Origin of the sequence: Sphingomonas sp. MM-1 (genome assembly GCF_000347675.2) — a bacterium.
Taxonomy (GTDB): Bacteria; Pseudomonadota; Alphaproteobacteria; order Sphingomonadales; family Sphingomonadaceae; genus Sphingomonas_E; species Sphingomonas_E fennica.
On record NC_020561.1, the window covers coordinates 771724 to 795811 of the forward strand.

Consider the following 24088-nt stretch of genomic DNA (forward strand, 5'->3'; position numbering starts at 1 on the left):
ATCTCCACCCCGTCCGCGTTCAGGCCGCCGCCGTGCACGCTCCCGCCGCGTCATCGGCCGTCATTTCGGCGACCGGCAGAGTGAAGGAGAAGGTAGCACCCGGCGCGGCCTCGTTGCCCCGGCCGCAGATGGTGCCGCCATGCGCCTCCACGATCGAGCGGCTGATCGACAGGCCCATTCCCATGCCGCTGTCCTTGGTGCTGGCGAAGGCCGTGAAAAGGCGGTCGGCAACCACCGGATCGATCCCCGGCCCGCTATCCTGCACCTCGATCCGAACCATATTGTCGCCGGCAAGCCCGGTGCGGATCACGAGCGCGCGGCGATCCTCGGGCACCTGCGCCATCGCCTGCACGGCGTTGACGATCAGGTTCACCGCCACCTGCTGTATCTGGATGCGGTCGGCCCGCACGCGGGGCACCGCCTCCACCTCGGCGATGCTGAGCGCCACGCCCCGCGCCTGCATGTCGTGCCGCACGAGCTGGACGGCTTCCTTCACCGCCTCGCACGGATGGAACAAGGTGGGCTTGGGCACAGACTTGGTCGCCATCGCGCGGATGCGGCCGATGATGTCGGAAGCGCGGCGGCTGTCCCCGATCATCCGCTCGATCGCGGCGGCGGCCTCGGCCATGTCGGGTTCCGGGCGGTTCAGCCAGCGCTTCGCCGCCTCGCCGAAATTGACGATGGCGGCGAGCGGCTGGTTCACCTCGTGCGCGATCGAGGCCGCCAGTTCGCCCAGCGTGGCGACGCGCGCCGCGTGCGCCAGCTCCGCCTGCACCCGCTGCACCTCCTCCTGCGCGCGCACGCGGCCGCTGATGTCCAGCACGCCGACCAGCACATTGCCGCGCCCCATGCATTCGGGCGGGAAGCTGCAGGTGAACAATATCTCCACCTCGCGCCCGTCGACGGTGAGCATCTTGGTTTCGGCTTCGAAATTCGATTTGCCGCTGATCGCCGCGACCACGCTGGCGGCGAACACCGCCTCGCTGTCGCGCGGCCAGAAGCGCTCCACCGTATCGCCCAGTTCCGCCCGGTCGGCGGCGCCGAACAGCAGCAAGGTCTTTTCGTTGACGTCGACGATGCGGGTTGCGCCCATCACCCGGCGCACCGCATCGGGATCGGCGGCGAAGAAGGCGGAAAAATCCTCCACGCCCATGTCGCGCCATTCGCGCAGCAGACCCTTCACCCCGGAAAAATCGAGTTCCCAGAAGGATACCGCCATCGCCCGGAACATATTCTGGTAACGATATTCGCTGCGGCGCAATTCCTCCGCCGCCACGGCCTTGACCGTCACGTCCCGCGCCGTCTCCACGATCTCGCCGATCGATCCGTCGGGACGCAGCCGCGCTGCCCAGCGGGCGGAAACGATGATCTCGCTGCCGTCGCGCGCGGTGCGGGTGATGCCGCCCTGCCAGTGGCCGGTGCGGGCCAGCTCCTCGAGAACCGTCTCCTCCGGGACATCGCACCGCGATTGCAGGCGGCCGTAACCGCCGGGGGCCGCCAGATCGGCCGCCTCCCAGCCATAGACGCGCGCCGCGCCCGCATTCCAGTAGGATATCGCCCCGGTCGCCCCGTCGCGGATGAAGATGGTGTCATGGCTGAGATCGAGCAGCGCCGCGAGGTCGGGCTGCGGCGGAGCTTCGTTCTTCTGGGTCATGACGGTGGCCATGGCGACCTCCACGGAAAGGGTGTTGCGCGATTTTCTCAAACCACGTCCGCATCGTCCAGCGACAAACGCTGCGGCGCATCAAACCTAGGTATGAGGTCCGCCATCTTGAAGATGCATCGGGCCAACCCCCCGTCTAATTTTCCCGCGCGCGCCTTCCCGGCATTGTCACATCGTCAAATCAAGGGAGGCGACGATGGCTTTTCTGGATCTCAACACCACCGAAGGCGCACCGCTCGTCTCCATCGGCGGCCGGGTGCGGGCCACGGCCATCGCCACCCCCGCCCCGATGTGGCGGCGCCCGCGCCGGGCGAAGCGCCCGCAGGGATGGCGCAAGGCCAGCCCGATCGCCCTTTCCATTCCGGCGGCCCTGATCCCGGCGGCCTATACCGCGGATTATCTGGGCGATCCGCTGCTCGGCATGCTGGCCGCCACATTGCTATATGCCATGGCCGCGCCGTTCGCCGCATGGCTTGCGGGCGATCGCGGGATCAACGCCGATCATACCAAGATATGATGCGGGAAGCCCTATGGGCAGGGTGGAAATAGCCGCCCGAACCACCATATCGCGTTCAGACGGACAGTCCCCCACCGTCTGATGGACCGCCCCCTCCCCCCCTGGGGCGGCTACCCCGAGCGGGCCGGTTCCCTTGCCGGCCCGCTCATCGGTATCAATACTATCTCATCAATAGAAAAAAGGCGGATTGCCCGCCCCCGCCCGATGGGCTTAGACGGTCGCCATGGATCGTCCGCCTCATCCGTTTCGCATCCGCGATTTCCGTGCCTACTGGTTCGCCCGGCTTTCCACCACGCTGGCGCAGAACAGCATGGTCGTGGTGATCGGCTGGCAGGTCTACGACATTGCCCGCCGCACCATGTCCACCAAGGAAGCCGCCTTCCAGCTCGGCCTGATCGGCGTGTTCCAGTTCGTGCCGCTGCTGGCGCTCACGCTGATCGTGGGCTGGACGGCGGACCGGATCGACCGGCGCTGGATCGCGCGCGCGGCGGTGCTGCTGGAGGCCGGATGCGCCGCCACGCTGGGCCTGCTGGCCTGGAACGACGCGACCACGCTTTTCCACCTGTTCGCGGTCGCCGCCCTGCTGGGCGTCGCGCGCGCCTTCGCAAGCCCCGCGCTGAGCGCGCTTGCCCCCAATCTGGTGCCGCGCGCGGTGCTGCCCAACGCCATCGCCTTGAGCTCGATCGCCTGGCAGACCGGCGCGATCCTCGGCCCGGCGGCGGGCGGCTATCTTTATGCCCATAGCCACTGGCTGCCTTATGCCGCGTCGGGCGGCCTGTTCGCCCTCGCCTTCCTGGCGCTGATGGTGATCCGGCCGGTGGCGCGGACCGCGCTGGACGGGCGGGCCAACCCCTGGGCGCAGATGGTGGACGGCCTGCGCTATGTGCGGGAGAACCGGCTGGTGCTGGGCGCGATCTCGCTCGATCTGTTCGCCGTGCTGCTGGGCGGCGCCACCGCCATGCTGCCGATCTTCGCGCGCGACGTGCTGGCGGTCGGCCCGGCGGGGCTCGGCCATCTGCGCGCGGCGCCGGCGGTGGGGGCGGCGGCCGTGGCCCTGTTCTTCGCCTTCCGCCCGTTGCGCTACAATGTGGGCGTGAAGATGCTGTGCGCGGTCGCCGTGTTCGGCGCGGCCACGGTGGTGTTCGGCTTTTCGCGCTGGCTGCCGCTGTCGCTGTTCTGCCTTTCGCTGCTGGGCGCCGCGGACATGTTTTCCGTCTACGTCCGCCAGTCGCTGATCCAGCTCTACACGCCGGACGAGATGCGCGGCCGCGTTGGCGCGGTATCCACCCTGTTCATTTCGGGTTCGAACGAGCTGGGCGAGGCCGAATCCGGCTTCCTCGCCGCGCTGATCGGCCCGGTGGCGGCGGTGGTCGCCGGTGGGGCCGGCGCGATCGCGGTGACATTGCTGTGGGCGCGCTGGTTCCCGGAACTGCGCCGCGCGCGGACCTTCGATACCCCGGAAACGATGGAAGAACGACCCGTGCAGGAGAAAGCGATATGACCAAGGCGGCCAATATCCTGGAAACCATCGGCAACACGCCGCACATCCGCATAAACCGGCTGTTCGGCGATGCCGAGGTGTGGGTGAAATCCGAACGATCCAACCCCGGCGGATCGATCAAGGATCGTATCGCGCTGTCGATGATCGAAGAGGCCGAGCGCACCGGCCGGCTGAAGCCCGGCGGCACGATCATCGAGCCGACCAGCGGCAACACCGGCATCGGCCTCGCGCTGGTGGCGGCGGTGAAGGGCTACAAGCTGATCCTGGTGATGCCCGAATCCATGTCGCTGGAACGGCGCCGGCTGATGCTGGCCTATGGCGCCAGCTTCGATCTCACCCCGCGCGAAAAGGGCATGAAGGGCGCGATCGAACGCGCGCTGGAGCTGGTGGAATCGACGCCGGGCGCCTGGCTGCCGCAGCAGTTCGAAAACCCCGCCAATATCGACATCCATGTGAAGACGACGGCGGAGGAGATTTATCGCGACTTCGCCGACACGCCGATCGACGTGCTGATCACCGGCGTCGGCACCGGGGGCCACATCACCGGCTGCGCGCAGGTGCTGAAGGAACGCTGGCCCAACCTCAAGGTGTTCGCGGTGGAGCCCACGCTTTCGCCGGTCATCTCCGGCGGCCAGCCCGGCCCGCACGCCATCCAGGGGATCGGCGCGGGCTTCATCCCCGCCAACCTGCACACCCAGCTTCTGGACGGGGTGATCCAGGTCGACCCGGCCGACGCCAAGGAATGGGCGCGCCGCGCCGCGCGCGAGGAAGGGATGCTGGTCGGCATATCCTCCGGCGCCACGCTATCGGCCATCGCCCAGAAGCTGCCGGATCTGGCGCCCGGCACCCGCATCCTCGGCTTCAACTATGATACGGGCGAACGCTATCTCTCGGTGCCCGATTTCCTGCCGGAATGACGGTGGCGCCGCCCCGGCGCGCACCGGGGCGGCGCCACCGATGGTTGCCGTGAACGTCAAGGCGGGCTAACGCGGGGCCATGACCACGCTTCCCACGGGTCGATCGTTCGATCCCGCCGCCTTCATCGATACGTTCCGATCCTACGGCCATAATGGCGCGCTCGGCACGCGCTTCGTCCAGCACGGCCCGGACTGGGTGGAGCTGGCGCTCGATTATGACGAGAAGCTGATCGGCAACACCGAAACGGGCGTGCTGGCATCGGGGCCGATTTTCTCGCTGATGGACATGGCGACCAGCCTGGCGATCTGGGTACGGACGGACATATTCCGTCCGCAGGCGACGCTGGACATGCGTGTGGATTATCTGCGTCCGGCCACGCCGGGCCGCACCGTGTTCGGGCGCGGCGAATGCTATCGCGTCGCGCGGCGCATCGCCTTCGTTCGCGGCCAGGCGCATGATGGCGATCCGAACGATCCGGTGGCCCATGTCGCCGGCACCTTCATGTTCCTGGATGGGGAATGACGCCCATGTCCCTGCCCCCTTATGCCGATTTCCTGGGCCTGAAGCTCATCTTGGACGCGGAAGGCCCGCTGCTGATGATGCCGAACAGCGATGCGGTGCTGGGCCGGCCCGGCTTCCTCCATGGCGGGGCGATCAGTGGCCTGCTGGAAATCGCCGGCATCGCCGCGCTGCAGGCATCGCTGGGGGATGGCAACACGCGGGTGAAGCCGATCAACGTCACCGTCGATTTCATGCGCGGCGGGCGGCTGGTGGATACCTATGCGCGCGGCCGCGTGACGCGCGTGGGCCAGCGCATCGCCAATGTCGCGATCGAGGCATGGCAGGACGATCCCGCCCGTCCGATCGCGGCGGCGCGCATGAACATGTCGCTCGACCGCGCCGGCTGAGAGGCCCTTGAAGGTCGAGCCTCGCCGCAAATCATGCTAGCGGACCGGCCGAAGCGCACCAACCAGCGAGAATGATGGTGAAAACGCAGGACGGCCCCACCCTTCCCGCTGCCGCCGACCTTTACGGCGATCTCGAATCCACCCCCGTCGTCCGCTGGCGCGATTATGGCCCCGGCCTGATCGTCGCGATATTGGCGACGCTGGCGGCGGCATGGATCTCCGATCGCTATGGCGCGCCGCTGACGCTGATGGCGCTGCTCGTCGGCCTCGCGCTCAACTTCCTGAGCGCGGACCTCCGGCTCGCGGCCGGCCTGGCCTTCGCGTCGCGCACGCTGCTGCGCTGGGGCATCGTGCTGGTGGGCGCGCGGGTGACGCTGGGGCAGATCGTCGATCTCGGCCCGGCCGCGCTGCTGGCGATCGTGGCGATATTGGTGCTGACCCTGCTTTCCGGCGTGGCGCTTGCGCGGCTGCTGGGCCTCGGCGCGGCCTTCGGCGCATTGGCCGGCGGCGCGGTGGCGATCTGCGGGGCATCGGCCGCGCTCGCCATCGCCACCGTGCTGGGGGAGAAAAGGGCCAATCAGGCGCAGCTTGCCCTCGTGCTGGTCGGCATATCGGCGGCAAGCTCGCTCGCCATGGTGGCCTATCCGCTGGCCGCGCACCGATTGGGCATGGGCGATGCGGCCGCCGGCTTCATGCTGGGCGCCTCGATCCACGATGTCGCGCAGGCGCTGGGCGCAGGCTATTCCTATTCGGGCGCCGCCGGCCAGACGGCCGCGATCGTCAAGCTCAGCCGCGTCGCGCTGCTGGCGCCGGTGCTGGCCGGGCTCGGCTGGTTCTTCCCTTCGACAGGTGGGCGCAAGGCGAGCTTTTCCGGCATTCCCTGGTTCGTGGTCGGCTTCTTCGGGCTGGCCGCGCTCAATTCCACCGGGATGATCCCCGCCGCGATCGGCCATGGCGCGCAGGAAGGCGCCTCCGCGCTCCTCGCCTGCGCGGTCACCGCCACCGGCATCCGATCGCCGATGCAGACCCTGCTGGAAGCCGGCGCCCGCCCGCTGCTGGTGATCGCAGGCGCCACGATCGCCGCGCTGGCGCTGTCGATCGCGGCGGCACTCTGGCTGGTCGGCTGATCCCTCAGGCCAGCAGCCGTTCGACGGCGCGCCAGCCCAGCCCGGCGATCACGCCGACCTGGACGATCACGATCATCGCCAGCAAGGCGGAAAAGGGCTGCTTGCGCGTCTTGTGGCGGAAGCGCTGCCGGGCCACGAGCGCGCCCGGCGATCCGCCCAGCGCCGCCAGCCACAGCAGATTGGCTTCCGACCGGCGGAACGCCCCGCGCCGCGCGCGCCTTTTGTCATCCCGGAAGGCGATATAGGCCATTAGGTTGATGATCAGGAAATAGGCCGGCACCATCCACCAGCGCAGGGCCGGCGGCGCGGCGGGGGGCGGCTCCGCGGGCGCGGGCATCTCCCCGCACGACAGGCGGCCATAGCGTTCGACGGCAAAGCCGTCGCGCACCATAGCGCAGGAAAGGTCGGCGCCGTCCGCCGTGCAGCGCGCGATGGTGCGGCCATAATGATCGCGGTCGACCGCCTCGCACAGCACCTTCCGCCCGGCCGTCAGCTCCGCCAGATGATCGCGCGATGCATAGGGATCGCCCGGCGTGCAGCGCCGTCCGGGCCGGCACGATCCCGGCATTTCCGGCGCGTCGATCGCATAAAGCCGCATCGACCGCCCCTTGCCGCCGCAGCGTATGCCGTCGCCGTCATGATGGGTGGGATGCGCACAGAGAAAGGCGGCGGAGGACGCCACGGCAAGCAACGGGAACATGCCGGCCTTTGAGTCCAAACCGGCCGCCAATACAAGGGGATGGCTTTGCGCTCGCCCTCAACGGCCCGCCTTTTCCACCGGTTCGCCTACCAGGCCGGATCGTCCATCCAGGGCGAGAAATGCGGCATGTCCCGCGATACGCGATCGGGGAAGGTCGCCGCGCGCTTTTCGAGGAAGCTTTCCACGCCCTCCCTGGCATCGGCCGATGCCCCGCGCGACCAGATCGCCCGGCTGTCCAGCCGGTGGCCTTCCATCGGGTGCGGCGCGCCGAGCATGTGCCACAGCATCGATCGGGTCAGCGCGATCGATACGGGCGCCGTGCCTTCGACATAGCTTTTCGCGATCGCGCGCGCGGCGGGCAGCAGGTCGTCCCCCGCGTGCACCGACCGCACCAGCCCGATGCCGCGCGCTTCCTCCGCGCCGATGATCCGTCCCGAAAAACAGAGGTCGAGCGCGTTGGAGATGCCGACGATGCGCGGCAGGAACCAGCTCGACGCCGCTTCCGGCACGATCCCGCGCCGCGCGAAGACGAAGCCGAAGCGCGCCGTGTCGCTGGCGATCCGCACGTCCATCGGCAGGGTCATCGTCACGCCCACGCCCACGGCCGCGCCGTTGATCGCGCCGATCACCGGCTTCTTCGAAGCGAAGATGCGCAGCGCCAGCAGGCCGCCGCCATCGCGTATGGCGGGGTGCGAATAATCGACGCTGCCGTCGGCCGCGACGGGCGTTTCCTCGCTGCGCCATTCGCTGCCGCCGCCATAATCGAAGGTGGCGCCGCCGGCGCTCAGATCCGCGCCCGCGCAATAGGCCCGGCCCTCGCCGGTGACGATCACGGCGCGGACGTCGTCGTCCGCATCGGCGCGATCGAAGGCGGCGATCATCTCGCCATGCATTTCGGGATTATAGGCGTTCAGCTTTTCCGGTCGCGCCAGGGTGAGCGTCAATATGCCGTCGGCGATGTCGATGCGCGTGGCATTGCCCATGCACTCGTCCTTCCGCTTTTCTTTCTCTCGGGCGACGGGAATTCAGGCGATCGGCGAACGGGCTTCGTCCACCACGAACATCCGCGTCTTCGATCGATCGAAGACATTCTCCTCATCCTCGGCCACCTGCCGGGCGACGTCCGGGCTGGTGAGCACGGCCATCGCGCGATCGTAAGCGGCGCGATCCTCGAACCACACTTCCGTCACGCAATCGAAATTGGTTTCCGATCCGTCCGCCGCCTCGAACGCGCCGTTCCAGTCGATGAAGTTGCGGTGATAGGCCTTGATGCCCGGCGTCAGCCGCACGATCAGCGGGGCGTGGCTGTTCTCGTAATAATCGATGAACTGCTGCCGGGTGAGCCCCGCTTTCTTCTTCAGAAGCGCGATCGACTTGAACGCCATCCAACCCTCTCCCATTCTTATATTTAATCAGCGCTTGCCTATTCCCCGCACGAACATGTGCGCCAGCCGCTTCGATGTCTGCGGCACTTCCAGCGGCTGCCCGCCCACCAACAGGTGCAGGGCGATATGCTCGATGCCGCCGAAGATCACGTCGCGCAGCATGCGCGGGTCGGTATCCGCCTCGACCTCGCCCGAAGCCACGGCCTCCTCGACGACATGGACGAGAAGGTCGGTGTAGCGCTTCGTCATGTGGAAAAGCGGCGAGCCACGGAAATTGCCGGAATTGCGCAGTTCGCGAATATAGAGCCGGCAGAGGTCCGGCTCTTCCTGGAAGATCGAAAGCTGGGACGCGATGAACTGCTCCAGCCGCCTTTCGATACCGGTCACCGCATGGACGGCGCTGACGGTGCGTTCGATGATCCGTTCGAACAGCCGTTCCAGCACAGCGCTCAGCAGCGCGCGCTTGTCGTCGAAATAACGGTAGATCAGCCCGTCCGAAACGCCCGCCGCCCGCGCGATGCCCGATATGGAGGTCGCGTCATACCCCTTTTCGGCGAACTGGATCGTCGCCGCATCCAGCAGCAGATCGTGGCGGTCCTGGCGGCGGGCTTCGCTCAATCTGGGCATTGGCACCTCGAAAATCGGCCCCGTGGCGGGCCTTGCCTGGCGAGACGCTTCTCCCAAGCATGATGAACATGATTCATTTTTCAGGTCAATGGCGGCGCGGCCGAACGGCCGGCCGCCCACCCGTCCGCCGTCAGAACGGCAGCTTGAACCCCGGCGGCAGCGGCAGGCCCGCGCCCATCTTGCTCATTTCCGCATTGGATGCGGTATCGGCCTTGGCGCGCGCATCGTTGAAGGCGGCGGCGACGAGATCCTCCACCATCTGCTTTTCGGACGGCACCAGCAGCGATTCATCGATCGATACGCCCAGGATGCGGCCCTTGGCGGTGGCGCGCACCGTCACCAGGCCGCCGCCCGAAACCCCTTCCACCTCGATCGTATCGAGCTTGGCCTGCGCCTCGCCCATCTGCTTCTGAATATTCTCGGCGGCTTCCTGCGCCGCCTTCATCATCTTCTCGATATCCATCTCAAGCGCTCCTGGCTTCGGCCGCTGTTTCGGGCGGCGTGTAGCCTTCGTATTCGGCATCCGCAAACGCCTCGAACGCGGCGCGCACCACCGGCGTTGCCAGAATGGCGTCGCGCGCGGCGTTTTCGGCCGATTTCTGCTGGTCGAGCAGGCTGGGTTCGGCCGGCCCGTCGCTGATCTCCACCTTCCATGGCTCGGCGAAGAGGTTTCTCAGCAGCGTCGTCAGGTCGCGGATGAAATCGGCGGGCAGCGGCCGGTTGGGCCGCAGCGCCAGCTCCGGCGGGGCATAGCGGACGAGGCCCACGAAATCGTGAAGCTGCTGCCCCAAAAGCGGGCGCTGGCCGTTCACCAGCTCCACCAGCGCCCCGAAGCTGGCCGGCGGGGCCGGCCGCGCGGGCGGTTCGGGGGCCGGCTGCGGCGCGGCCATCAGCGCCGGCTGGGTTTCCGCCGGGGCCGGCCCGCCGGAAGCCTGCGCCGCCGCCGGAACCGCCTCGCCATTGGCAAGCCGGCGCGCCAGCTCGCCCGGATCGGGCAGCGTGGAGGCGTGGACGACGCGCAGCAGCGCCATCTCGGCGGCCTCGATCGGCAGAGCGGCCGCCTGCACCTCGGCATGGCCCTTCAGCAGCAACTGCCACAGCCGGTGGAGCGTGGCGAAGCCCAGCCGCGCCGCCCATTCCGCATGGGCCTCCCGCTCCTCCATCGACAGCGCCGGGTCCTGCCCGCCGCCCGCCTTGGCGCGGGTCACGCCGTGCACCGCCTCCAGCAGGCCGACGAACAGGGTCGCCGGCTCCACGCCCAGATCATATTGATCGCGCACCGCCGCCAGCACGCCGGGGGCGTCGCCGGCCAGCAGCAGCCCGAACAGCCGGCGCACCGCGCCGCGATCGGAAAGGCCCAGCATGTCGCGCACCTGCGCCGCCGTCACCAGCGCGCCCTCGCCCGACGTGCCCGAATGGGCGATCGCCTGATCGAGGATGGAAAGGCCGTCACGCGCGGAGCCTTCCGCCGCGCGGGCGATCAGCGCCAGCGCCTCGGGTTCGGCCTCCACCTTCTCCGCCTCGACGACATGGGCGAAATGCCTGGCCAGCGCCTCCGCCGGAATGCGCTTCAGGTCGAAGCGCTGGCAGCGGGAAAGCACCGTCACCGGGATCTTCTGCACCTCGGTGGTGGCGAGCAGGAACTTCACATGCGCCGGCGGCTCCTCCAGCGTCTTCAGGACGGCGTTGAACGCCGCCTTGGACAGCATGTGCACCTCGTCGATGATGTAGATCTTGTAGCGGGCGGATACGGCCGCATAGCGCACCGCCTCGCTGATCTCGCGCACGTCGTCCACGCCGTTATGGCTGGCGGCGTCGATCTCGATCACGTCGATATGCCGGCCCTCGGCGATCGCGCGGCACGGCTCGCACACGCCGCAGGGATCGATGGTGGGGCCGCCCTGCCCGTCCGGGCCGATGCAGTTGAGCGCCTTGGCGATCAGCCGCGCCGTCGATGTCTTGCCCACCCCGCGCACGCCGGTCAGCAGGAAGGCATGGGCCAGCCGTTCGCGCCGGATGGCGTTGGCCAGCGTCTGCACCATCGCATCCTGGCCGATCAGATCGGCGAAGCGCTGCGGACGATATTTGCGCGCGAGGACGCGATAGGGCTGCGGGGATTCGGACATAAGGCGAACCTAGTGGCTGAACCGCCCAGGGGAAAGGGCTGCTAGCCGGCCCACGCCTCCGCCAGCCCCTCGACGCGGAGCACCCGCTCCACCGCGGGCCGGGCGCGGATGCGGGTGCGGTGCGCGATCACGTTGGGCACCAGCGCGGGATCGCCGCGATCGCCCATCCGCAGATAATTGGCGTAAGCGAACAGATAGATATCGGAAAGGGTGAAGGCGTCGCCATGCACATAGGGCCGCCCGTCGGCCAGCTTCGCCTCGATCAGCGCGAAATAGCGATCGGCAAGCTCTGGCACCTTCGCGCGCAGCGCCGCGGCGGCGGCATCGCCGTCGGCATAGCCGTCCGGGAAGGCGATCTGGCGGAAGGCGACGTGGATGTTGGTCGCGATGAACAGGTTGAACGATTGCACGCGGGCGAAGGCCAGCGCATCGCCGATCGGCGCCAACGCCGCCTCGGGGTAGCGCATCGCGATATAGGAGAGGATGGCCACATTCTCGGTCAGCGGCCCATCTTCCGTCATCAGCGCGGGCACGCGGCCCAGCGGGCTGATCGCCCGATATTCCCCGGTCAGATTCTCGCCGCCGGCATAATCGACGAAATGCAGCCGGTAGGCGGCACCCGCTTCCTCCAGCGCGATGTGCGGAATGATCGAACAGGCCCCGCGCGCGGCATAGAGCGTCAGCATGCCCCCTCCCCCCTTTTGCTATGGATGAGCGGCTAGCACGGCCACGCGCGGCGCGGCAACGGCGCGGCGGCCAAGGCTCTGGAGCGATGGAGGATGGGTGGGAGCCGGAACGACCCGGAACGAAATCGTTGCGGCTGCTTCCTTCCGGACCTGACCGGGTTGGCGACGGCTCCGTCCGCCCGACTCCCGCGCGCCATATGGGCGAAGGCGCGGGCGAACGCAAGCCATGGCCGGATGCGCGGATCGGGAGGACGGGTGCACCGCCCCCGCCCGCCTCATTTCATTGCAGCGAGGCCGGCACCTTGCCGCCATTGGCCGCCAGCTTCTGCATCACCTGCTTGTGTAGCCAGATGTTCATCGTCGCCGTATCGTTGGTATCGCCGGTATAGCCCAGCTCGTGCGCCAGCTCCCGCCGGTTGGCGAGGCTGGAATCGAGGCCGAGCAACGTCATCAGGTCGACGATCGAGACCCGCCAGTTGGACGGGCGCCCGCTGGCCGCGACAAGGCCGTCCAGTATCTTTTCGACGTCCACCGTCTCGATCGGCGCGGGCGCCGCCGGCGCGGCGGGCTGCACGGGCGAAAGTTCGACCGGGACGGTCGGGGCCAATGGCGCATCGGCCTTCGCCTTGCCGAAAATGGCATCCTTGATCGAACCGAAAATGCTCATCGCCGCATGCTCCTTCCAGCCCGCCCCTTCGGATCGCGAAAGGCGGGGGCGGAGCGCAAAGGCCCCGCCCCACCCCTCACTTCTTGGTAACGACCAGCTCGGTCCGCCGGTTCTTGGCGCGGCCTTCCTCCGTGCCGTTGTCGGCGATCGGATTGGCCTCGCCCATGCCGCCGGTCTGCAGCCGGGCCGCGTCGATGCCGCCCGCGATCATGCTCTGCGCGACCGTGGTGGCCCGCTTCAGCGACAGGGCCTTGTTGGCGGCCGGATCGCCCGTATTGTCGGTATAGCCGACGACCCCGGCGTTGACGTTGGGATAGGCCTTCAGGATGGCGACGAGGGTGTTGACCGTCGCCTGGCTTTCCGGCGTCAGCGCATCGGATGCCGTGTCGAAGTTCAGGTTATCGAACACGAAGGTCTTCGGCGCGGGCTCGCTCGATTCCAGGAACTTCGCGAGGCTGTGGCCGATCGTCCCCGGCGCCACGGATATCGTGCCGCCGCCCGGCAGGGTGAGCGTTTCCACCGCCGCCGTGGAGGCGACGGGGGGCGCTGCCTCCGGCGCCTTGCGGTTGCAGCTCTTCATGCCGAACAGGAGCGCGATCAGCGCCAGCGCCACCAGCAGCAGCGGCCAGAGCTTGCGCAAGCCCCCGGCCGCCGCCTCCGCCCCATGGTCGACGACATGGGCCGCCTGCGCCGCGGCACCGCCGCCCAGCCCCAGCAAGGATCCGATCCCCGCCGGCAACGCGCCGGTGATGTTCGAACGCTGATCTTCCAGCAGCCCCTTCACCGCGGAAGGCGACGGATTGGGACCGGTGCTCTTGCCGATCGCCCCCATCACCAGCGGCGCGGCCAGGGCCAGCAGGCTGGATATGCTGCCGGATTTCGCGCCGACGAGCGACGCCAGCATGTTCGCGATACCGCTGCCATTGCCGCCGAGCAGCGAGGCGACCATCGGCCCGCCCTGGTTGAGCAGCGATCCGCGCGCCGTATCGTCGCCCACCAGCGCGCCGATATTGTCGAGCGGGTTGCCGCCGCTGAGCGACTGGCTGACGAGATCGGTGATCCGCGCGGCCCCGCCCGGCGCGGAGCTTTGCTGGAGAGCGCCCGCGAACAGCGTGGGAATGACGGCCGCGAGGCCCTTTGTCGTGGTTTCGGGAGATTCGCCGAACGAGCCGGAAATCCTGGAGATCAAGTCCGGTGACACAGCACCGATCACCATCTGGACGAGGTTGGTCATACCGGTCCCCTCCAATCATGAAAAACAATGGCGACTCAATGCCGCCATCGCATCCCAATAATCATTCACATATGGCCATAAATTGAAAGACCTTTGTAAGATCAGACGCGACATGGAACCATTAGATCGCGAATACAGCATTCCACCCGATACAATATGGACCCAAGCCACGCGATATGCGTTGTGGCCCTTTTTCGCGCGGCGATTATTGTGCAAATGCAGCATTTCATCACGAAACCGAAACAAACCGGTCGCGACCTATCGGCGGAACGGTTTTTCCCAAGCGCGACTCGCCGCTTTCGCCCCGTGCGCGCATCTGCCAGACTGGCCTGATGAAGGGTCGCTTGCTTTTCCGTGCCATCCGGCTGGGCCTGCTGGGCGCCGCATTGCACTTCGCCGGCATTCCGGCCGCCACGGCGCAACCGATCGAAGGCGCCAATCCGGCGGTGTGGAGCGGCGATGTCGCGGGGCCGCTGATGCACAAGCCGACGGGTGCCAGCTTTCCGCCATCCTACGGCATCTTCCACCGCAGCCGCGTGCTCGCCCTGACGCCGGACGGCAGCGACGTCGCCCTCAATTATGATGCGCAGGATGGCGATACCCGCACCCGGCTCAGCATCTTCCTCTATCGGCCGCGCGATCCCGCGCAGCACGGCCTGAAAGGCGCGCTCGCCGCCATCGCCGCGCGATCGCCCAAGGCCTTCATATGGGCGGACGGCCCCTTCGCCATCCCCGCCCCCTCCGCCTCGCCCGTGGCGCTCCGGGCCTTCAAGGGCGCCTACAAGACCGGCATCGGCCCCCAGACGGTGATGGATTATCTCTATCTGGCCGAATTGGGCGCATGGACGGTCAAGGTCCGCGCCACGATCACCCATGTCCGCGATCCTTCGCAGGAGGAGGCGATCGACCTGATCGTGCGGCAATTGCCCTGGGGCACGATCCTGGATGCCAACGGCCCCTGCCAGGGGCCGGCCTGCCGCACGACCGGGGCGATGCCGTTCGACAGCCATATGGTGGAAAGCATGCTGCCCGCCGTGCTGGCCAAGCGGCTGCCCTTCGATCCCGCCGCCGAACGATCGCTGCCGGAAATCGCGCAGGCGCCCGTCCCGCCGCTCGGCGCCGTCGCCATCCGCCAGTCGCGCAAGCCGCCGCTTCTCTATGTGGCGGAGGTGAAGGACCTCGGCACCTTCCGCGCCGTCCGCCTGCCGGACAATCTTTCCGGCATGATCGACAGCGCCTTCGGGAAGCTCTCGATCGCAGGCCCGGTTTACGCCGTGACGATCCAGAGCGAGCCGCCCTCCGGCGCAAAACCGGGAGGCGCGGAGCCCAGCCTGCTCATCCCCCGCTTCTTCGCGGGTGAGCCGACGCCCGCGCAATTCGGCGCGGCCGTGGGCGAATTCGTCCTCCATTCCACCGCATCGCCCTTCGTGACCGTGGCGGAAACCGTGGCGGCGATGGACGCGGAGCCGTGAAGGCGGCTCAATAATCCACGATGGATTCGAACAGGGCCGTCAGCGCCTCGCGCTCGGCCGCGTCGATTTCCGGCCGCCAGATCTCGAACAGCAGCACCACGCGCGTCTCGTCGCCCCGGTTCCAGGCTTCATGCTCGATGCTGTCGTCGAAGATCAGCATCCTGCCTTCTTCCCATTCCCGCGTCTCGTTGCCGACGCGCAGGCCGCAGCCGGGCGGCACGATCAGCGGCAGGTGGCAGATCAGCCGGGTGTTGATCATGCCGTTATGCGGCCGGATGTGCGTGCCGGGGTGAAGGCGGGAGAACAGCGCCATCGGCGATCGGGACCGGATATCCGGCATCGGCGCCGCCCCCAGCGCCGCGACGGTGCGCGGGCAGCGTTCCGCGATCTCGGGGACGAGCGCGCCTTCCTTCCAGATATAGGCAGCCCCCCAGCTCGGATCTTCCAGCAGCACGTTCGGCGGGTTCGGCCGGTCCGTCCGCGCGCGGATATAGGGCGCGAAGCTGTCCTCGTCCCCCATCAGGGCGATCAGTTCCTCGCGGATGGCGGGCGCGGCCGCCTCCAGTTCGGCAACCCACGGAAACTGCTCGCGCTCATAGAACTGGATTTGCGGCAGGCCGGGAAAATAGAAGCTGTTGGGCTGTTGCAGATAGACCTGCCGGCGTCCCGACAGGATATCCATCGCCTCGGCGAAGCGCCGCCCGGCCCGCATGCCCTGGACCTGCGCCAGCTTCGCTTCCATGTGCGCCTGGAAGCTCTGCCGGTTCGCCTCGATCGCCTGCTCCACCCGCCGCAGGTCCGCCGCGAGCGCGGGGGGCACGCTGCCGTCGCGCGGCGCGGTCTGCAGCGCGCGGGTATAGAAGGCGGAAGCCGCGCGATCGTCGCCCGCCCGCGCCCGGCAATCGCCCTTCATCACCAGCCCGCGCAGGCTGTTCGGCTGATCGGCCAGCAGGCGGTCGATCGCGGATTCCTCGGCGGCATCGTCGCCGCCCAGCCGGCACGCCTGCGCCAGCAGCAGCCAGGGCGGCGCCACGCCGGCTTCGGGATCGACCAGCGCCTCGAACAGCCGGCGCGCCGTGGCGGCATCGCGCCGCTGCATCGCGGCCACGCCCTCGCGTATCATCGCATCCGCCTGCCCCGCGTCGAACGCCACGTCCCACTCCCCGTTCGGAAAGCCCCTCTATAATCCGCGCCGATCCGCACGCAACGGCCGCTTGCCGCCGCGCCAAATCCGCGATCTAATGCCGAAATCATTGAAAAGAGGGGGCGAGTCATGGCGAAGGACTTCCAGGCGGATCATCTCGGCCGGATGAATCTGGCGGACAGGCGCGCGGTGCTGCGCGGCGCGGCGGCGGGCGCGGCGCTGTTCGCCCCCGGCGCGGCGCTCGCGGAAAGCGGCGATCTCGCGGCGATCCGCAAGGCGGTGGCCGCCGGCCACGACCACGCCGTGCAGCTCCTTCAAGACTGGATACGCCTCCCCTCCATTGCCGCCGAGAATCGCGACATGGAAAAAGGCTGCGCGCACATGATGGCGCTCGCCCGCGATGCCGGCTTCCAGCATGTCGAGCGCGTGCCCACCAGCGGCCATCCTGGCGTGTTCGCCACGCTCGATGCCGGCGCGAAAAAGTGGATGGGCATCTACTTCATGTATGACGTGAAGCAATATGATCCCGCCGAATGGTCGGTGCCGCCGGTGGAGGCGCGGCTGATCGACAAGGCCGGCTTCGGCAAGGTCATCATGGGCCGCGGCGCCGTGAACCAGAAGGGGCCGGAAGCGACCTTCCTCGCCGCGCTCCACGCCTTGCGCGCGGCCGGCCGCAAGCTGCCGGTCAACCTCGTCCTCGTCGCCGAGGGCGAGGAGGAGATCGGATCGCCCCATTTCAGCGAGATCGTCCACCGGCCGGACGTGCTGGCGGCGATGAAGAAGTGCGTCGGCGTCATCATCCCGACCGGCTGGCAAAGCCCCAGCACCGGCGGCGTGGCGGTGAACCTCGGCGCCAAGGGCGTGATCGAGTTCGAGCTGATCGCCTCCGGCGAAAAATGGGGGCGCGGCCCCGCCAGGGACATCCATTCCAGCGAGAAGGCCCGCGTGGACAGCCCCGCCTGGCGGCTGGTCGCCGCACTCTCCACGCTCGTTACGCCCGACGGCAACATGCCCGTCGTCGACGGCTATATGGACAATGTCCGCCCGCTGACGGCGCGCGAGAAGGCGCTGATCGCCGAGGCCGGGCGGACGATGAGCGAGGCGGACGCCAAGCGCGCGCTGGGGGTCGAGCGCTGGATCGGCGATCTGCCCTGGCAGCAGGCGCTGGAGCGGCTCGCCGCCGTGCCGACGATCAACATCGAAGGGCTGGTTTCGGGCTATACAGGCCCCGGCGGCAAGACGGTGCTTCCCGGCCGCGCCGTCGCCAAGATCGATTGCCGCATCGTGCCCAACCAGACCAAGGACGAGGCCGTCGCCAAGATCCGCGCCCATCTGGACAAGCATGGCTTCCAGGATGTCGAGATGGCGGTTTCCGGCGGCTACGACCCGACCGAGACGGCCGAGGACAGCAAGCTCGTCAAGGCGGAGCTTGCGGTCTATGCCCGCAACAAGGTGCCCACCACTGTCTATCCCCGCCTTGCCGGGTCGTGGCCGGGCGTGGTCTTCACCGGCCAGCCGGTCGGCCTGCCCGCCGGCCAGTTCGGCCTGGGCCATGGCAGCGGGGCGCATGCGCCGGACGAATATTTCGTGATCGAAAGCACCAACCCCAAGATCGCCGGCATGGACGATGCGGCGATGGGCTTCGTCGATTTCCTCTACGAGATCGCGGCGGTGGGCTGATCCCGCCTCAATGCGCGGGCCGGCCGGTGCGGCGCACCTGGATCAGCCCGCGCATCGCGGCCACGTAGAGCGTCCCGTCCGGCGCCAGCGCGATCGATCCCCAATTATTGTTGAACGCGCCGCCATGGCCGGTCGGTATCTTCACCACCTGCCGGCCGGTGCGGAAATCGAGGCCGACGATCGACCAGTCCTGCCCGCCGCCGGGCGCTGCATCGAAGCCGTAGAAATAGGCGATGCCGTTCCCGGTCGCGAGCTTGGGGACCACGGACGGCGACACCAGCGGCGATGTCCAGACGATATCGCAGCCGCTTTCGTCCTCGCGGATATCGACGCGGACGATGCCGCCTTCGATCGCGCCCCAGTCCTTCTGGCTGAAGCCGTTGGAAAAGCCGGCATTGTTTTCCAGGATGATCGATCGTCCCCAGCCGATCATCGAATTGTCCGTGGCGCTGGCGCCGGGGGTGAAGACCGGCACGCGGCATATCTCCCGCGCCTCCCCCGGCTTCAGCACGCCCCGCCGCAGCACGACGATGTTGATGCGCGGATCGGCATTGTCCGCGAAGGTGACGTAGCGATCGCCGATCAATGTCGGCGTCGTTCCGCTGCCCTGGTTGATGCTGCCCACCTTGCGGCCGCCGCCGCGATCATAAGGATGGCGCCAGAGGATGCGCGGCCGGCCGTCCGCGCCGGCGGTCAGCGCATATTGGGCGTGATCGCTGACGATATAGGCGGCGCGATCGTCGACCGCGAAGGCATTCTGTATCTCCTCGCCCGCCAGCCGCGTCTGCGCGACCTTGCCGGTCGCGGGATCGAGCGTGCCGATCCGCCCCTGCCGCGTCACCCACCAGAGCCGCCCGTCCGGCCCCGGCATGACGGTGGTTATCATGTCGCATTCGCCGGACGGGGACCAATTGTCGTAATTCTGGCAGTCGTGCGGAACGTGCGGCGTCATGTCCCAGCGGTTCTCGGGCACGAAGCGCCAGTCCTTGCCGTCGCGCACGGTGGCGATGCGCTGGATGACCTGCCGGCTGTCGGCCAGCACGATCCGGTCCTTGTCGTCGAGGAACAGATAGGCCCCGCCCGAAGAATCCCCGAAGATCACGTCCATGTCGCGCCGCACCAGCGCCTGGAAGGTGCTGGGCCGCATCGGCAGGTCATAGGTGGCGAGCGCGTCCAGGCTCGCTGGATCGAGGAGGACGAGGCGGAAGCCGGTGACGCCGCCGCACATCGCCACCGGCTTGCCGTCCGAACGGAAGACGAAGGTGGCGCAGAGCCGTGGCAGCCATGTGCCGGCGGTGCGGGTGCGCACCTCGAGGCCGGGGCCGAACGGCCCGCTCACCGGATGGGTATCGGATTGGTAGCCATCGCCATGCATCGGCGATCGGCCGGGCGGCGGCAGCCCCGGCAGGGCCGGCACGAAGCCCGGCACCGGCGAGGGCTGAAACGCGCTGTCCCAGATGGCGGGCGCGGTCGATTGCCCGGCGATGGGCCGCGCCGCCACATGCTCGCGATTGGCGATCGCCAGAAACAGGAATGGCGCGGCCAATGCCGCCCCCAGCACGCCCAGCCCGATCCAGCGCTTGCGCATATCAGCCCCCCTCCCGGGCGCGCGATGCGGCTTTTTGCCCGTCACGCCCGATGGATGAGGATGCCCATAATCTCGGGGTGGCGCTAGATCAGATAGCCCAGCTCATAACAGCCCCAGCGCCGGCCCGCGAAGCGCAGCGGCACGAACACGCTGCGCAGCGGCCGATAGCGCCCCTCCCCCAGATCCTGCCGATAAGTGTAGAGGAACCAGTCGCCCTCGCGGTCGAGCGCGTCGCGGGTCTGATGATCCATGAAGATCTGGCGGTTGCGGGCATTCTCCAGGTTCCAGCGGCGATCGCCGGCCCGCTGCGGCTGGCTCCGCGTCGAGATATGCGTGGGCAGGTGGCCGTTGCGATCGATCAGGCAGCAGCCGACGATAGCGGAGTGCCGGGCCGTCGCCGCATCCAGCAGCGGGCGGATCGCGGCGTCGGCGAAGGGCACGAAGCGCGTCAGGAATTGCGGCGGATCGCTGCCGGGGATCGCGGCATAAGCGGTGTCGAAAAGATCGGCCTCGGCCAGGGCGCCCTCCGCCAGCGCCGCCGCGATCGCGGTCTCCACGCCCGCCGCCGCCTCCCGCGCCATGGCGATGAACGGCTGGTCGGGCGTGGCGATGCCGCTGTGCGCCACCTGATCCAGCATCCGGTTGGAGGCCGCTTCCAGCTCGTCCAGCCGCTGCCGGGTGCGGGCGAGCGCGCTGGCATTCTCGGTCCCGCGCAGCAGGAAATCCTCCAGCCCGGCATCCAGCGTCGCGACATGGCCAGTAACCTCGCGCCCGGCCCGCTCGATCGCGGCGGATCGCTCGTCGAACTGGGTTACCAGCGCGGCGATCGCCCGCAGCGCGCCGCTGATGTCGCCCGTGCGGCTGCGCGCGACGCGGCCGCGCTCCGTGCCCGATCGCATCCCCCCGATCACGCGCCGCGCGCTGCCGTCGAGCCGTTCGATGCCGTCCCGCACGGCGGCCGTGGCGCTGCGCGCGCTGCCGGCCAGCCGCTTCACCTCGCCCGCCACCGCGGCAAAGCCGCTCGCGGCATGGCCGGCGCGCGCCGCCTCGATCGTCGCGTTGATCGCCAGCATGCCCGTCTGCCGGGCGATGGCGTCGAGCTGGCCGGAAATCGCCGCCACATGCTCGATGGCGCGGGTGAAGCCTTCAAGCTCGTCCCCCACGGCCACGACATGATCGATCAGCCCGCCAATCTCGTCGAGCGCCGCCACCGCGTCGTCATGGCTGGTGCGGATCAGGTCGGTCGCGTGCCGGGCAACGCGGCGGATCTCGACGGCGGCGTCATCGGCCTCCTGCTGCGAGGCGTTGAGCCGGGCGACACTGGCGCGCAGCGATTCCAGCCGGCCATGATCGTCCTCGATCCGCTGGTTGACCTGGGCGACGAAGCCCGCGACGTCGCTGCACTGCAACGCAAAATCGCCGCACCGCTCGCCCAGCCGCGCCAGATGCTCGTCCGTCCCCAGCCTCGCCAGCAATTTGGCCCCCACGCCCCGGATGCCGCATCCGTTGATGCAGTGCGGCAACCTATCGATGGCCATGGTAAAATTGCGGTAAACTCTGGCCCGGCGTGCGATTTGGGCGATAGGAAAGCGAATGGCCGACCTGCCCGATCACCCTTCCGAAATCCATTTACATCCACTCGATGCTGCCCCGTCCGGGCGCGGAGCCACGCGTTTCGCGCAGATCCGGCTCCGGCTGGAACGGATCGAGCCGCGCCGGGGATGGCCGGCTCACGTCTACGAATTCCTGCTGTTCGGCTTCAAGCAAGGCTGGGCCTGCCTTTTCGGCGGGCTTCTGCTCGCGCTGCTGTTGGGCACCCATCTGTTCTATCCGGATCACGCCCCGATCGCGCGATACGACTTTCTGACCATCGCGGCCATCCTCATCCAGATCGGCATGCTCGCGCTGCGCCTTGAAAATCTGGAAGAGGCGAAGGTGATCCTCGCTTTTCACGTCGTCGGCACCGTCATGGAATTGTTCAAGACGACCGCCGGATCATGGACCTATCCCGAAACCAGCTTTCTGCGGATCGGCGGAGTTCCCCTGTTTTCCGGCTTCATGTATGCGGCGGTCGGCAGCTATATCGCCCGCATCTGGCGCATATTCGATTTCCGCTTCGATCATTATCCGCCACGATGGCAGACGATCGCGCTGGCGGGGGCGATATATGCCAACTTCTTCACCCACCATTGGCTGCCGGATATCCGGCTCGCCCTGTTCGCAGCCACGGCGCTGATCTTCGGCCGGACCATGATCTGGTTCACCCCGCATCGTGCCGCGCGACCGATGCCCCTGCTCGTCGGTTTCCTGCTGGTCGCCTTGTTCATCTGGTTCGCGGAAAATCTGGCAACCTTCAGCCGCGCCTGGGTTTATCCCGATCAGGCAGGAGGCTGGACGATGGTGTCCCCTGCCAAGCTTGGCGCATGGTATCTGCTGATGATCATCAGCTTCGTGCTCGTTTCGCTTGTCCATCGGCCGCGGGCGCGGCAAGGCTAGGGCATGTTCTTCTCTTTCCTGGATGAGCTGCGCTCCGCCGGCATTCCGGCCTCGATCAAGGAGCATCTGGTGCTGCTCGAGGCGCTGGAGCGCGACGTGATCGCGCGGCGGCCGGAGGAATTCTATTATCTGGCCCGCGCCGTCTTCGTGAAGGACGAAGGGCTGCTCGATCGGTTCGACCAGGTGTTCGCCAAGGTCTTCAAGGGCATAGAGGGCGGATATGGCACCGCCGAGGCCGAGCTGCCCGAGGAATGGCTGCGCAAGGTCGCCGAGCTTTATCTGACGCCCGAGCAGATGGAGGAGATCAAGTCGCTCGGTTCCTGGGAAGAGATCATGGAGACGCTGAAGAAGCGGCTCGAGGAGCAGGAGGGCCGGCACCAGGGCGGCAGCAAGTGGATCGGCACCGGCGGCACCTCCCCTTACGGCAATAGCGGCTACAATCCCGAAGGCGTGCGCATCGGCGGCGAGAGCCGCCACAAGCGCGCGGTGAAGGTGTGGGACAAGCGCGAGTTCCGCAACCTCGATTCCACGCGTGAGCTTGGCACCCGCAACATCAAGGTGGCGCTACGCCGGCTGCGCCGCTTCGCGCGGGAGGGCGCCGCCGACGAGCTCGACCTCGACGCCACGATCAACGGCACTGCGCGCAAGGGCTGGCTGGACGTGCAGATGCGGCCCGAACGGCACAATGCGGTGAAGCTGCTGCTGTTCCTGGACGTCGGCGGATCGATGGACCCGCATATCAAGCTGTGCGAGGAGCTGTTCTCCGCCGCCACCGCCGAATTCAAGAATCTGGAATTCTTCTACTTCCACAACTGCCTGTATGAAGGCGTGTGGAAGGACAACCGCCGTCGCTTCGCGGAACGGATTCCGACCTGGGATATCCTCCACAAATATGGGCATGATTATAAGCTGGTCTTCGTCGGCGACGCGGCGATGAGCCCTTATGAGATCACCCATCCCGGCGGATCGGTGGAGCATTATAACGAGGAGGCGGGACATGTGTGGATGCACCGCATCACCAGCACCTATCCCGCCGCCGCGTGGCTGAACCCGACGCCCGAGGAACATTGGGGCTATTCCCAGTCCACCCGCATCCTCCGCGAGCTGATGGGCGACCGCATGTATCCCCTCACCCTCGAGGGGCTGGACGATGCGATGCGGGCGCTCAGCCGCAAATCCTGAATTCATGGAGCCCAAGATGACCATCGCCCGCCTGCCGCTGCTGATCGCCATGATCGGCGCGATCACCGCCCCCGCGGCCGCGCAGCAGCAGATCAAGACGCCGCCCAACGCCTTCAGCGATCGCCTGGCCAGCCTCAGCGAATTGCAGCGCCATGCGGCGCTCCGCCGCGCGATCCTGGATTCGGGGCAATATTGCAAGCGCGTGGAATGGAGCGCGAAACAGCAGCAATATAAGAATCTGGTGATGTGGGTGGCGCGCTGCAATCCGGGCGGCGACAAGGCCGTCTATATCGGCCCCGACGGCACGGTGCAGGTGCGCGACTGCAAGGAAGCCGCGACGCTGAAGCTGCCGGCATGCCGGGTGCCGCCGGCCAAGCCCGCCACCGCGCGGAAATAACCGCCAATACCGGATCGGAAGCCGTCCGGGAACGGCCCGACATTCATCCTTCACATCACCCCGGGCTTGG

The 24088-nt window shown here is 67.8% G+C and carries 24 protein-coding genes and 1 other RNA gene; 11 read left to right on the plus strand and 14 right to left on the minus strand.

Translation table 11 applies throughout. The features are described from left to right. Positions 1-19 precede the first annotated feature (19 nt). The gene (locus tag G432_RS03720) at positions 20-1666 is read right to left on the minus strand and encodes a PAS domain-containing sensor histidine kinase (RefSeq protein ID WP_015457479.1); all 1647 of its coding nucleotides are present in this window, start codon (positions 1664-1666) and stop codon (positions 20-22) included. A 193-nt stretch (positions 1667-1859) separates the two neighbouring features. On the opposite strand from G432_RS03720, the gene G432_RS03725 reads away from it, so the two are divergent. From G432_RS03725 to G432_RS03750, 6 genes are all read left to right on the plus strand, one after another. Beyond that, positions 1860-2180 (plus strand): hypothetical protein, encoded by a 321-nt coding sequence (locus G432_RS03725; RefSeq protein ID WP_015457480.1) that lies wholly within the window; start codon positions 1860-1862, stop codon positions 2178-2180. A 223-nt stretch (positions 2181-2403) separates the two neighbouring features. Further along, a complete protein-coding gene (locus G432_RS03730; protein WP_015457481.1) occupies positions 2404-3681 on the plus strand; it encodes an MFS transporter in 1278 nt (425 codons plus the stop codon). Continuing rightward, positions 3678-4598, plus strand: a complete 921-nt coding sequence (cysK, locus tag G432_RS03735; protein WP_015457482.1) for a cysteine synthase A — start codon at positions 3678-3680, stop codon at positions 4596-4598. Before G432_RS03730 ends, cysK begins: the two co-directional genes overlap by 4 nt. 79 nt (positions 4599-4677) lie before the next feature. Beyond that, a complete protein-coding gene (locus G432_RS03740) occupies positions 4678-5121 on the plus strand; it encodes a PaaI family thioesterase (RefSeq protein WP_015457483.1) in 444 nt (147 codons plus the stop codon). A gap of 5 nt (positions 5122-5126) precedes the next feature. Further along, complete coding sequence (locus tag G432_RS03745; RefSeq protein ID WP_015457484.1) at positions 5127-5507, plus strand: PaaI family thioesterase; 381 nt, start codon at positions 5127-5129, stop codon at positions 5505-5507. Between the two features lie 74 nt (positions 5508-5581). Continuing rightward, positions 5582-6634 carry a YeiH family protein gene (locus G432_RS03750; RefSeq protein WP_051128796.1) on the plus strand — a complete coding sequence of 351 codons (1053 nt, stop codon included), beginning with the start codon at positions 5582-5584 and terminating at the stop codon, positions 6632-6634. A gap of 4 nt (positions 6635-6638) precedes the next feature. Here G432_RS03750 and G432_RS24310 read toward each other — a convergent pair whose 3' ends face one another. The 10 genes from G432_RS24310 to G432_RS03800 form a co-directional block, all read right to left on the minus strand. Next, on the minus strand, positions 6639-7334 hold the full coding sequence (locus tag G432_RS24310) for a DUF1294 domain-containing protein (protein WP_015457486.1): 696 nt from the start codon (positions 7332-7334) through the stop codon (positions 6639-6641). Between the two features lie 86 nt (positions 7335-7420). Next, a complete protein-coding gene (locus G432_RS03765; RefSeq protein ID WP_015457487.1) occupies positions 7421-8317 on the minus strand; it encodes a crotonase/enoyl-CoA hydratase family protein in 897 nt (298 codons plus the stop codon). A gap of 42 nt (positions 8318-8359) precedes the next feature. After that, on the minus strand, positions 8360-8719 hold the full coding sequence (locus G432_RS03770; RefSeq protein ID WP_015457488.1) for an EthD domain-containing protein: 360 nt from the start codon (positions 8717-8719) through the stop codon (positions 8360-8362). A gap of 27 nt (positions 8720-8746) precedes the next feature. Then, on the minus strand, positions 8747-9346 hold the full coding sequence (locus G432_RS03775; protein WP_015457489.1) for a TetR/AcrR family transcriptional regulator: 600 nt from the start codon (positions 9344-9346) through the stop codon (positions 8747-8749). 130 nt (positions 9347-9476) lie between these two features. Continuing rightward, positions 9477-9809, minus strand: a complete 333-nt coding sequence (locus G432_RS03780) for a YbaB/EbfC family nucleoid-associated protein (RefSeq protein WP_015457490.1) — start codon at positions 9807-9809, stop codon at positions 9477-9479. 1 nt (position 9810) lies between these two features. Continuing rightward, entirely contained in the window at positions 9811-11472 is a 1662-nt protein-coding gene (locus tag G432_RS03785) for a DNA polymerase III subunit gamma/tau (RefSeq protein ID WP_015457491.1), read from the minus strand. A gap of 41 nt (positions 11473-11513) precedes the next feature. Continuing rightward, positions 11514-12158: a glutathione S-transferase family protein gene (locus tag G432_RS03790; RefSeq protein WP_015457492.1), complete on the minus strand. Its 645-nt coding sequence runs from the start codon at positions 12156-12158 to the stop codon at positions 11514-11516. Between the two features lie 93 nt (positions 12159-12251). Next, an RNA gene (gene ffs, locus G432_RS22295) (signal recognition particle sRNA small type) lies at positions 12252-12349 on the minus strand. Between the two features lie 89 nt (positions 12350-12438). After that, positions 12439-12825 (minus strand): DUF3597 domain-containing protein, encoded by a 387-nt coding sequence (locus tag G432_RS03795; protein ID WP_015457493.1) that lies wholly within the window; start codon positions 12823-12825, stop codon positions 12439-12441. A gap of 76 nt (positions 12826-12901) precedes the next feature. Then, positions 12902-14059 carry an OmpA family protein gene (locus G432_RS03800; RefSeq protein WP_015457494.1) on the minus strand — a complete coding sequence of 386 codons (1158 nt, stop codon included), beginning with the start codon at positions 14057-14059 and terminating at the stop codon, positions 12902-12904. 344 nt (positions 14060-14403) lie between these two features. On the opposite strand from G432_RS03800, the gene G432_RS03805 reads away from it, so the two are divergent. Next, on the plus strand, positions 14404-15531 hold the full coding sequence (locus G432_RS03805) for a hypothetical protein (RefSeq protein ID WP_015457495.1): 1128 nt from the start codon (positions 14404-14406) through the stop codon (positions 15529-15531). A gap of 7 nt (positions 15532-15538) precedes the next feature. Here the strand turns inward: G432_RS03805 and G432_RS03810 are convergent, their stop codons facing one another. Further along, positions 15539-16684, minus strand: coding sequence for an aspartyl/asparaginyl beta-hydroxylase domain-containing protein (locus G432_RS03810; protein ID WP_015457496.1), 1146 nt, complete (start codon positions 16682-16684; stop codon positions 15539-15541). A gap of 120 nt (positions 16685-16804) precedes the next feature. On the opposite strand from G432_RS03810, the gene G432_RS03815 reads away from it, so the two are divergent. Continuing rightward, on the plus strand, positions 16805-18355 hold the full coding sequence (locus G432_RS03815; RefSeq protein ID WP_015457497.1) for a M20/M25/M40 family metallo-hydrolase: 1551 nt from the start codon (positions 16805-16807) through the stop codon (positions 18353-18355). A gap of 7 nt (positions 18356-18362) precedes the next feature. Here the strand turns inward: G432_RS03815 and G432_RS03820 are convergent, their stop codons facing one another. Together G432_RS03820 and G432_RS03825 are read right to left on the minus strand one after the other, a co-directional pair. Next, positions 18363-19943, minus strand: coding sequence for a hypothetical protein (locus G432_RS03820; protein ID WP_015457498.1), 1581 nt, complete (start codon positions 19941-19943; stop codon positions 18363-18365). Between the two features lie 83 nt (positions 19944-20026). Further along, the gene (locus G432_RS03825; protein WP_015457499.1) at positions 20027-21481 is read right to left on the minus strand and encodes a methyl-accepting chemotaxis protein; all 1455 of its coding nucleotides are present in this window, start codon (positions 21479-21481) and stop codon (positions 20027-20029) included. Positions 21482-21536: 55 nt separating this feature from the next. Between G432_RS03825 and G432_RS03830 the strand changes: the two genes are divergently transcribed. Genes G432_RS03830 through G432_RS03840 form a run of 3 tightly spaced genes read left to right on the plus strand, consistent with a single transcriptional unit; the run spans position 21537 to position 24018 of the window. Further along, complete coding sequence (locus G432_RS03830) at positions 21537-22439, plus strand: DUF817 domain-containing protein (RefSeq protein ID WP_015457500.1); 903 nt, start codon at positions 21537-21539, stop codon at positions 22437-22439. A 3-nt stretch (positions 22440-22442) separates the two neighbouring features. Then, a complete protein-coding gene (locus G432_RS03835) occupies positions 22443-23621 on the plus strand; it encodes a vWA domain-containing protein (RefSeq protein WP_015457501.1) in 1179 nt (392 codons plus the stop codon). Positions 23622-23637: 16 nt separating this feature from the next. Beyond that, positions 23638-24018, plus strand: a complete 381-nt coding sequence (locus G432_RS03840) for a hypothetical protein (protein ID WP_015457502.1) — start codon at positions 23638-23640, stop codon at positions 24016-24018. Positions 24019-24088 lie beyond the last annotated feature (70 nt).

What these genes read in the sequence shown, in the direction of transcription:
- G432_RS03765 (WP_015457487.1), bottom strand. Translation starts at nt 8,317, where the DNA reads ATGGGCAATGCCACGCGCATCGACATCGCCGACGGCATATTGACGCTC.
- G432_RS03800 (WP_015457494.1), bottom strand. Translation starts at nt 14,059, where the DNA reads ATGACCAACCTCGTCCAGATGGTGATCGGTGCTGTGTCACCGGACTTG.
- G432_RS03830 (WP_015457500.1), top strand. Translation starts at nt 21,537, where the DNA reads ATGGCCGACCTGCCCGATCACCCTTCCGAAATCCATTTACATCCACTC.
- G432_RS03815 (WP_015457497.1), top strand. Translation starts at nt 16,805, where the DNA reads ATGGCGAAGGACTTCCAGGCGGATCATCTCGGCCGGATGAATCTGGCG.
- G432_RS03740 (WP_015457483.1), top strand. Translation starts at nt 4,678, where the DNA reads ATGACCACGCTTCCCACGGGTCGATCGTTCGATCCCGCCGCCTTCATC.
- G432_RS03795 (WP_015457493.1), bottom strand. Translation starts at nt 12,825, where the DNA reads ATGAGCATTTTCGGTTCGATCAAGGATGCCATTTTCGGCAAGGCGAAG.
- G432_RS03730 (WP_015457481.1), top strand. Translation starts at nt 2,404, where the DNA reads ATGGATCGTCCGCCTCATCCGTTTCGCATCCGCGATTTCCGTGCCTAC.
- G432_RS03840 (WP_015457502.1), top strand. Translation starts at nt 23,638, where the DNA reads ATGACCATCGCCCGCCTGCCGCTGCTGATCGCCATGATCGGCGCGATC.
- G432_RS03750 (WP_051128796.1), top strand. Translation starts at nt 5,582, where the DNA reads ATGGTGAAAACGCAGGACGGCCCCACCCTTCCCGCTGCCGCCGACCTT.
- G432_RS24310 (WP_015457486.1), bottom strand. Translation starts at nt 7,334, where the DNA reads ATGTTCCCGTTGCTTGCCGTGGCGTCCTCCGCCGCCTTTCTCTGTGCG.
- G432_RS03820 (WP_015457498.1), bottom strand. Translation starts at nt 19,943, where the DNA reads ATGCGCAAGCGCTGGATCGGGCTGGGCGTGCTGGGGGCGGCATTGGCC.
- G432_RS03825 (WP_015457499.1), bottom strand. Translation starts at nt 21,481, where the DNA reads ATGGCCATCGATAGGTTGCCGCACTGCATCAACGGATGCGGCATCCGG.
- G432_RS03770 (WP_015457488.1), bottom strand. Translation starts at nt 8,719, where the DNA reads ATGGCGTTCAAGTCGATCGCGCTTCTGAAGAAGAAAGCGGGGCTCACC.
- G432_RS03785 (WP_015457491.1), bottom strand. Translation starts at nt 11,472, where the DNA reads ATGTCCGAATCCCCGCAGCCCTATCGCGTCCTCGCGCGCAAATATCGT.
- G432_RS03775 (WP_015457489.1), bottom strand. Translation starts at nt 9,346, where the DNA reads ATGCCCAGATTGAGCGAAGCCCGCCGCCAGGACCGCCACGATCTGCTG.
- G432_RS03725 (WP_015457480.1), top strand. Translation starts at nt 1,860, where the DNA reads ATGGCTTTTCTGGATCTCAACACCACCGAAGGCGCACCGCTCGTCTCC.
- G432_RS03780 (WP_015457490.1), bottom strand. Translation starts at nt 9,809, where the DNA reads ATGGATATCGAGAAGATGATGAAGGCGGCGCAGGAAGCCGCCGAGAAT.
- cysK (WP_015457482.1), top strand. Translation starts at nt 3,678, where the DNA reads ATGACCAAGGCGGCCAATATCCTGGAAACCATCGGCAACACGCCGCAC.
- G432_RS03745 (WP_015457484.1), top strand. Translation starts at nt 5,127, where the DNA reads ATGTCCCTGCCCCCTTATGCCGATTTCCTGGGCCTGAAGCTCATCTTG.
- G432_RS03790 (WP_015457492.1), bottom strand. Translation starts at nt 12,158, where the DNA reads ATGCTGACGCTCTATGCCGCGCGCGGGGCCTGTTCGATCATTCCGCAC.
- G432_RS03835 (WP_015457501.1), top strand. Translation starts at nt 22,443, where the DNA reads ATGTTCTTCTCTTTCCTGGATGAGCTGCGCTCCGCCGGCATTCCGGCC.
- G432_RS03720 (WP_015457479.1), bottom strand. Translation starts at nt 1,666, where the DNA reads ATGGCCACCGTCATGACCCAGAAGAACGAAGCTCCGCCGCAGCCCGAC.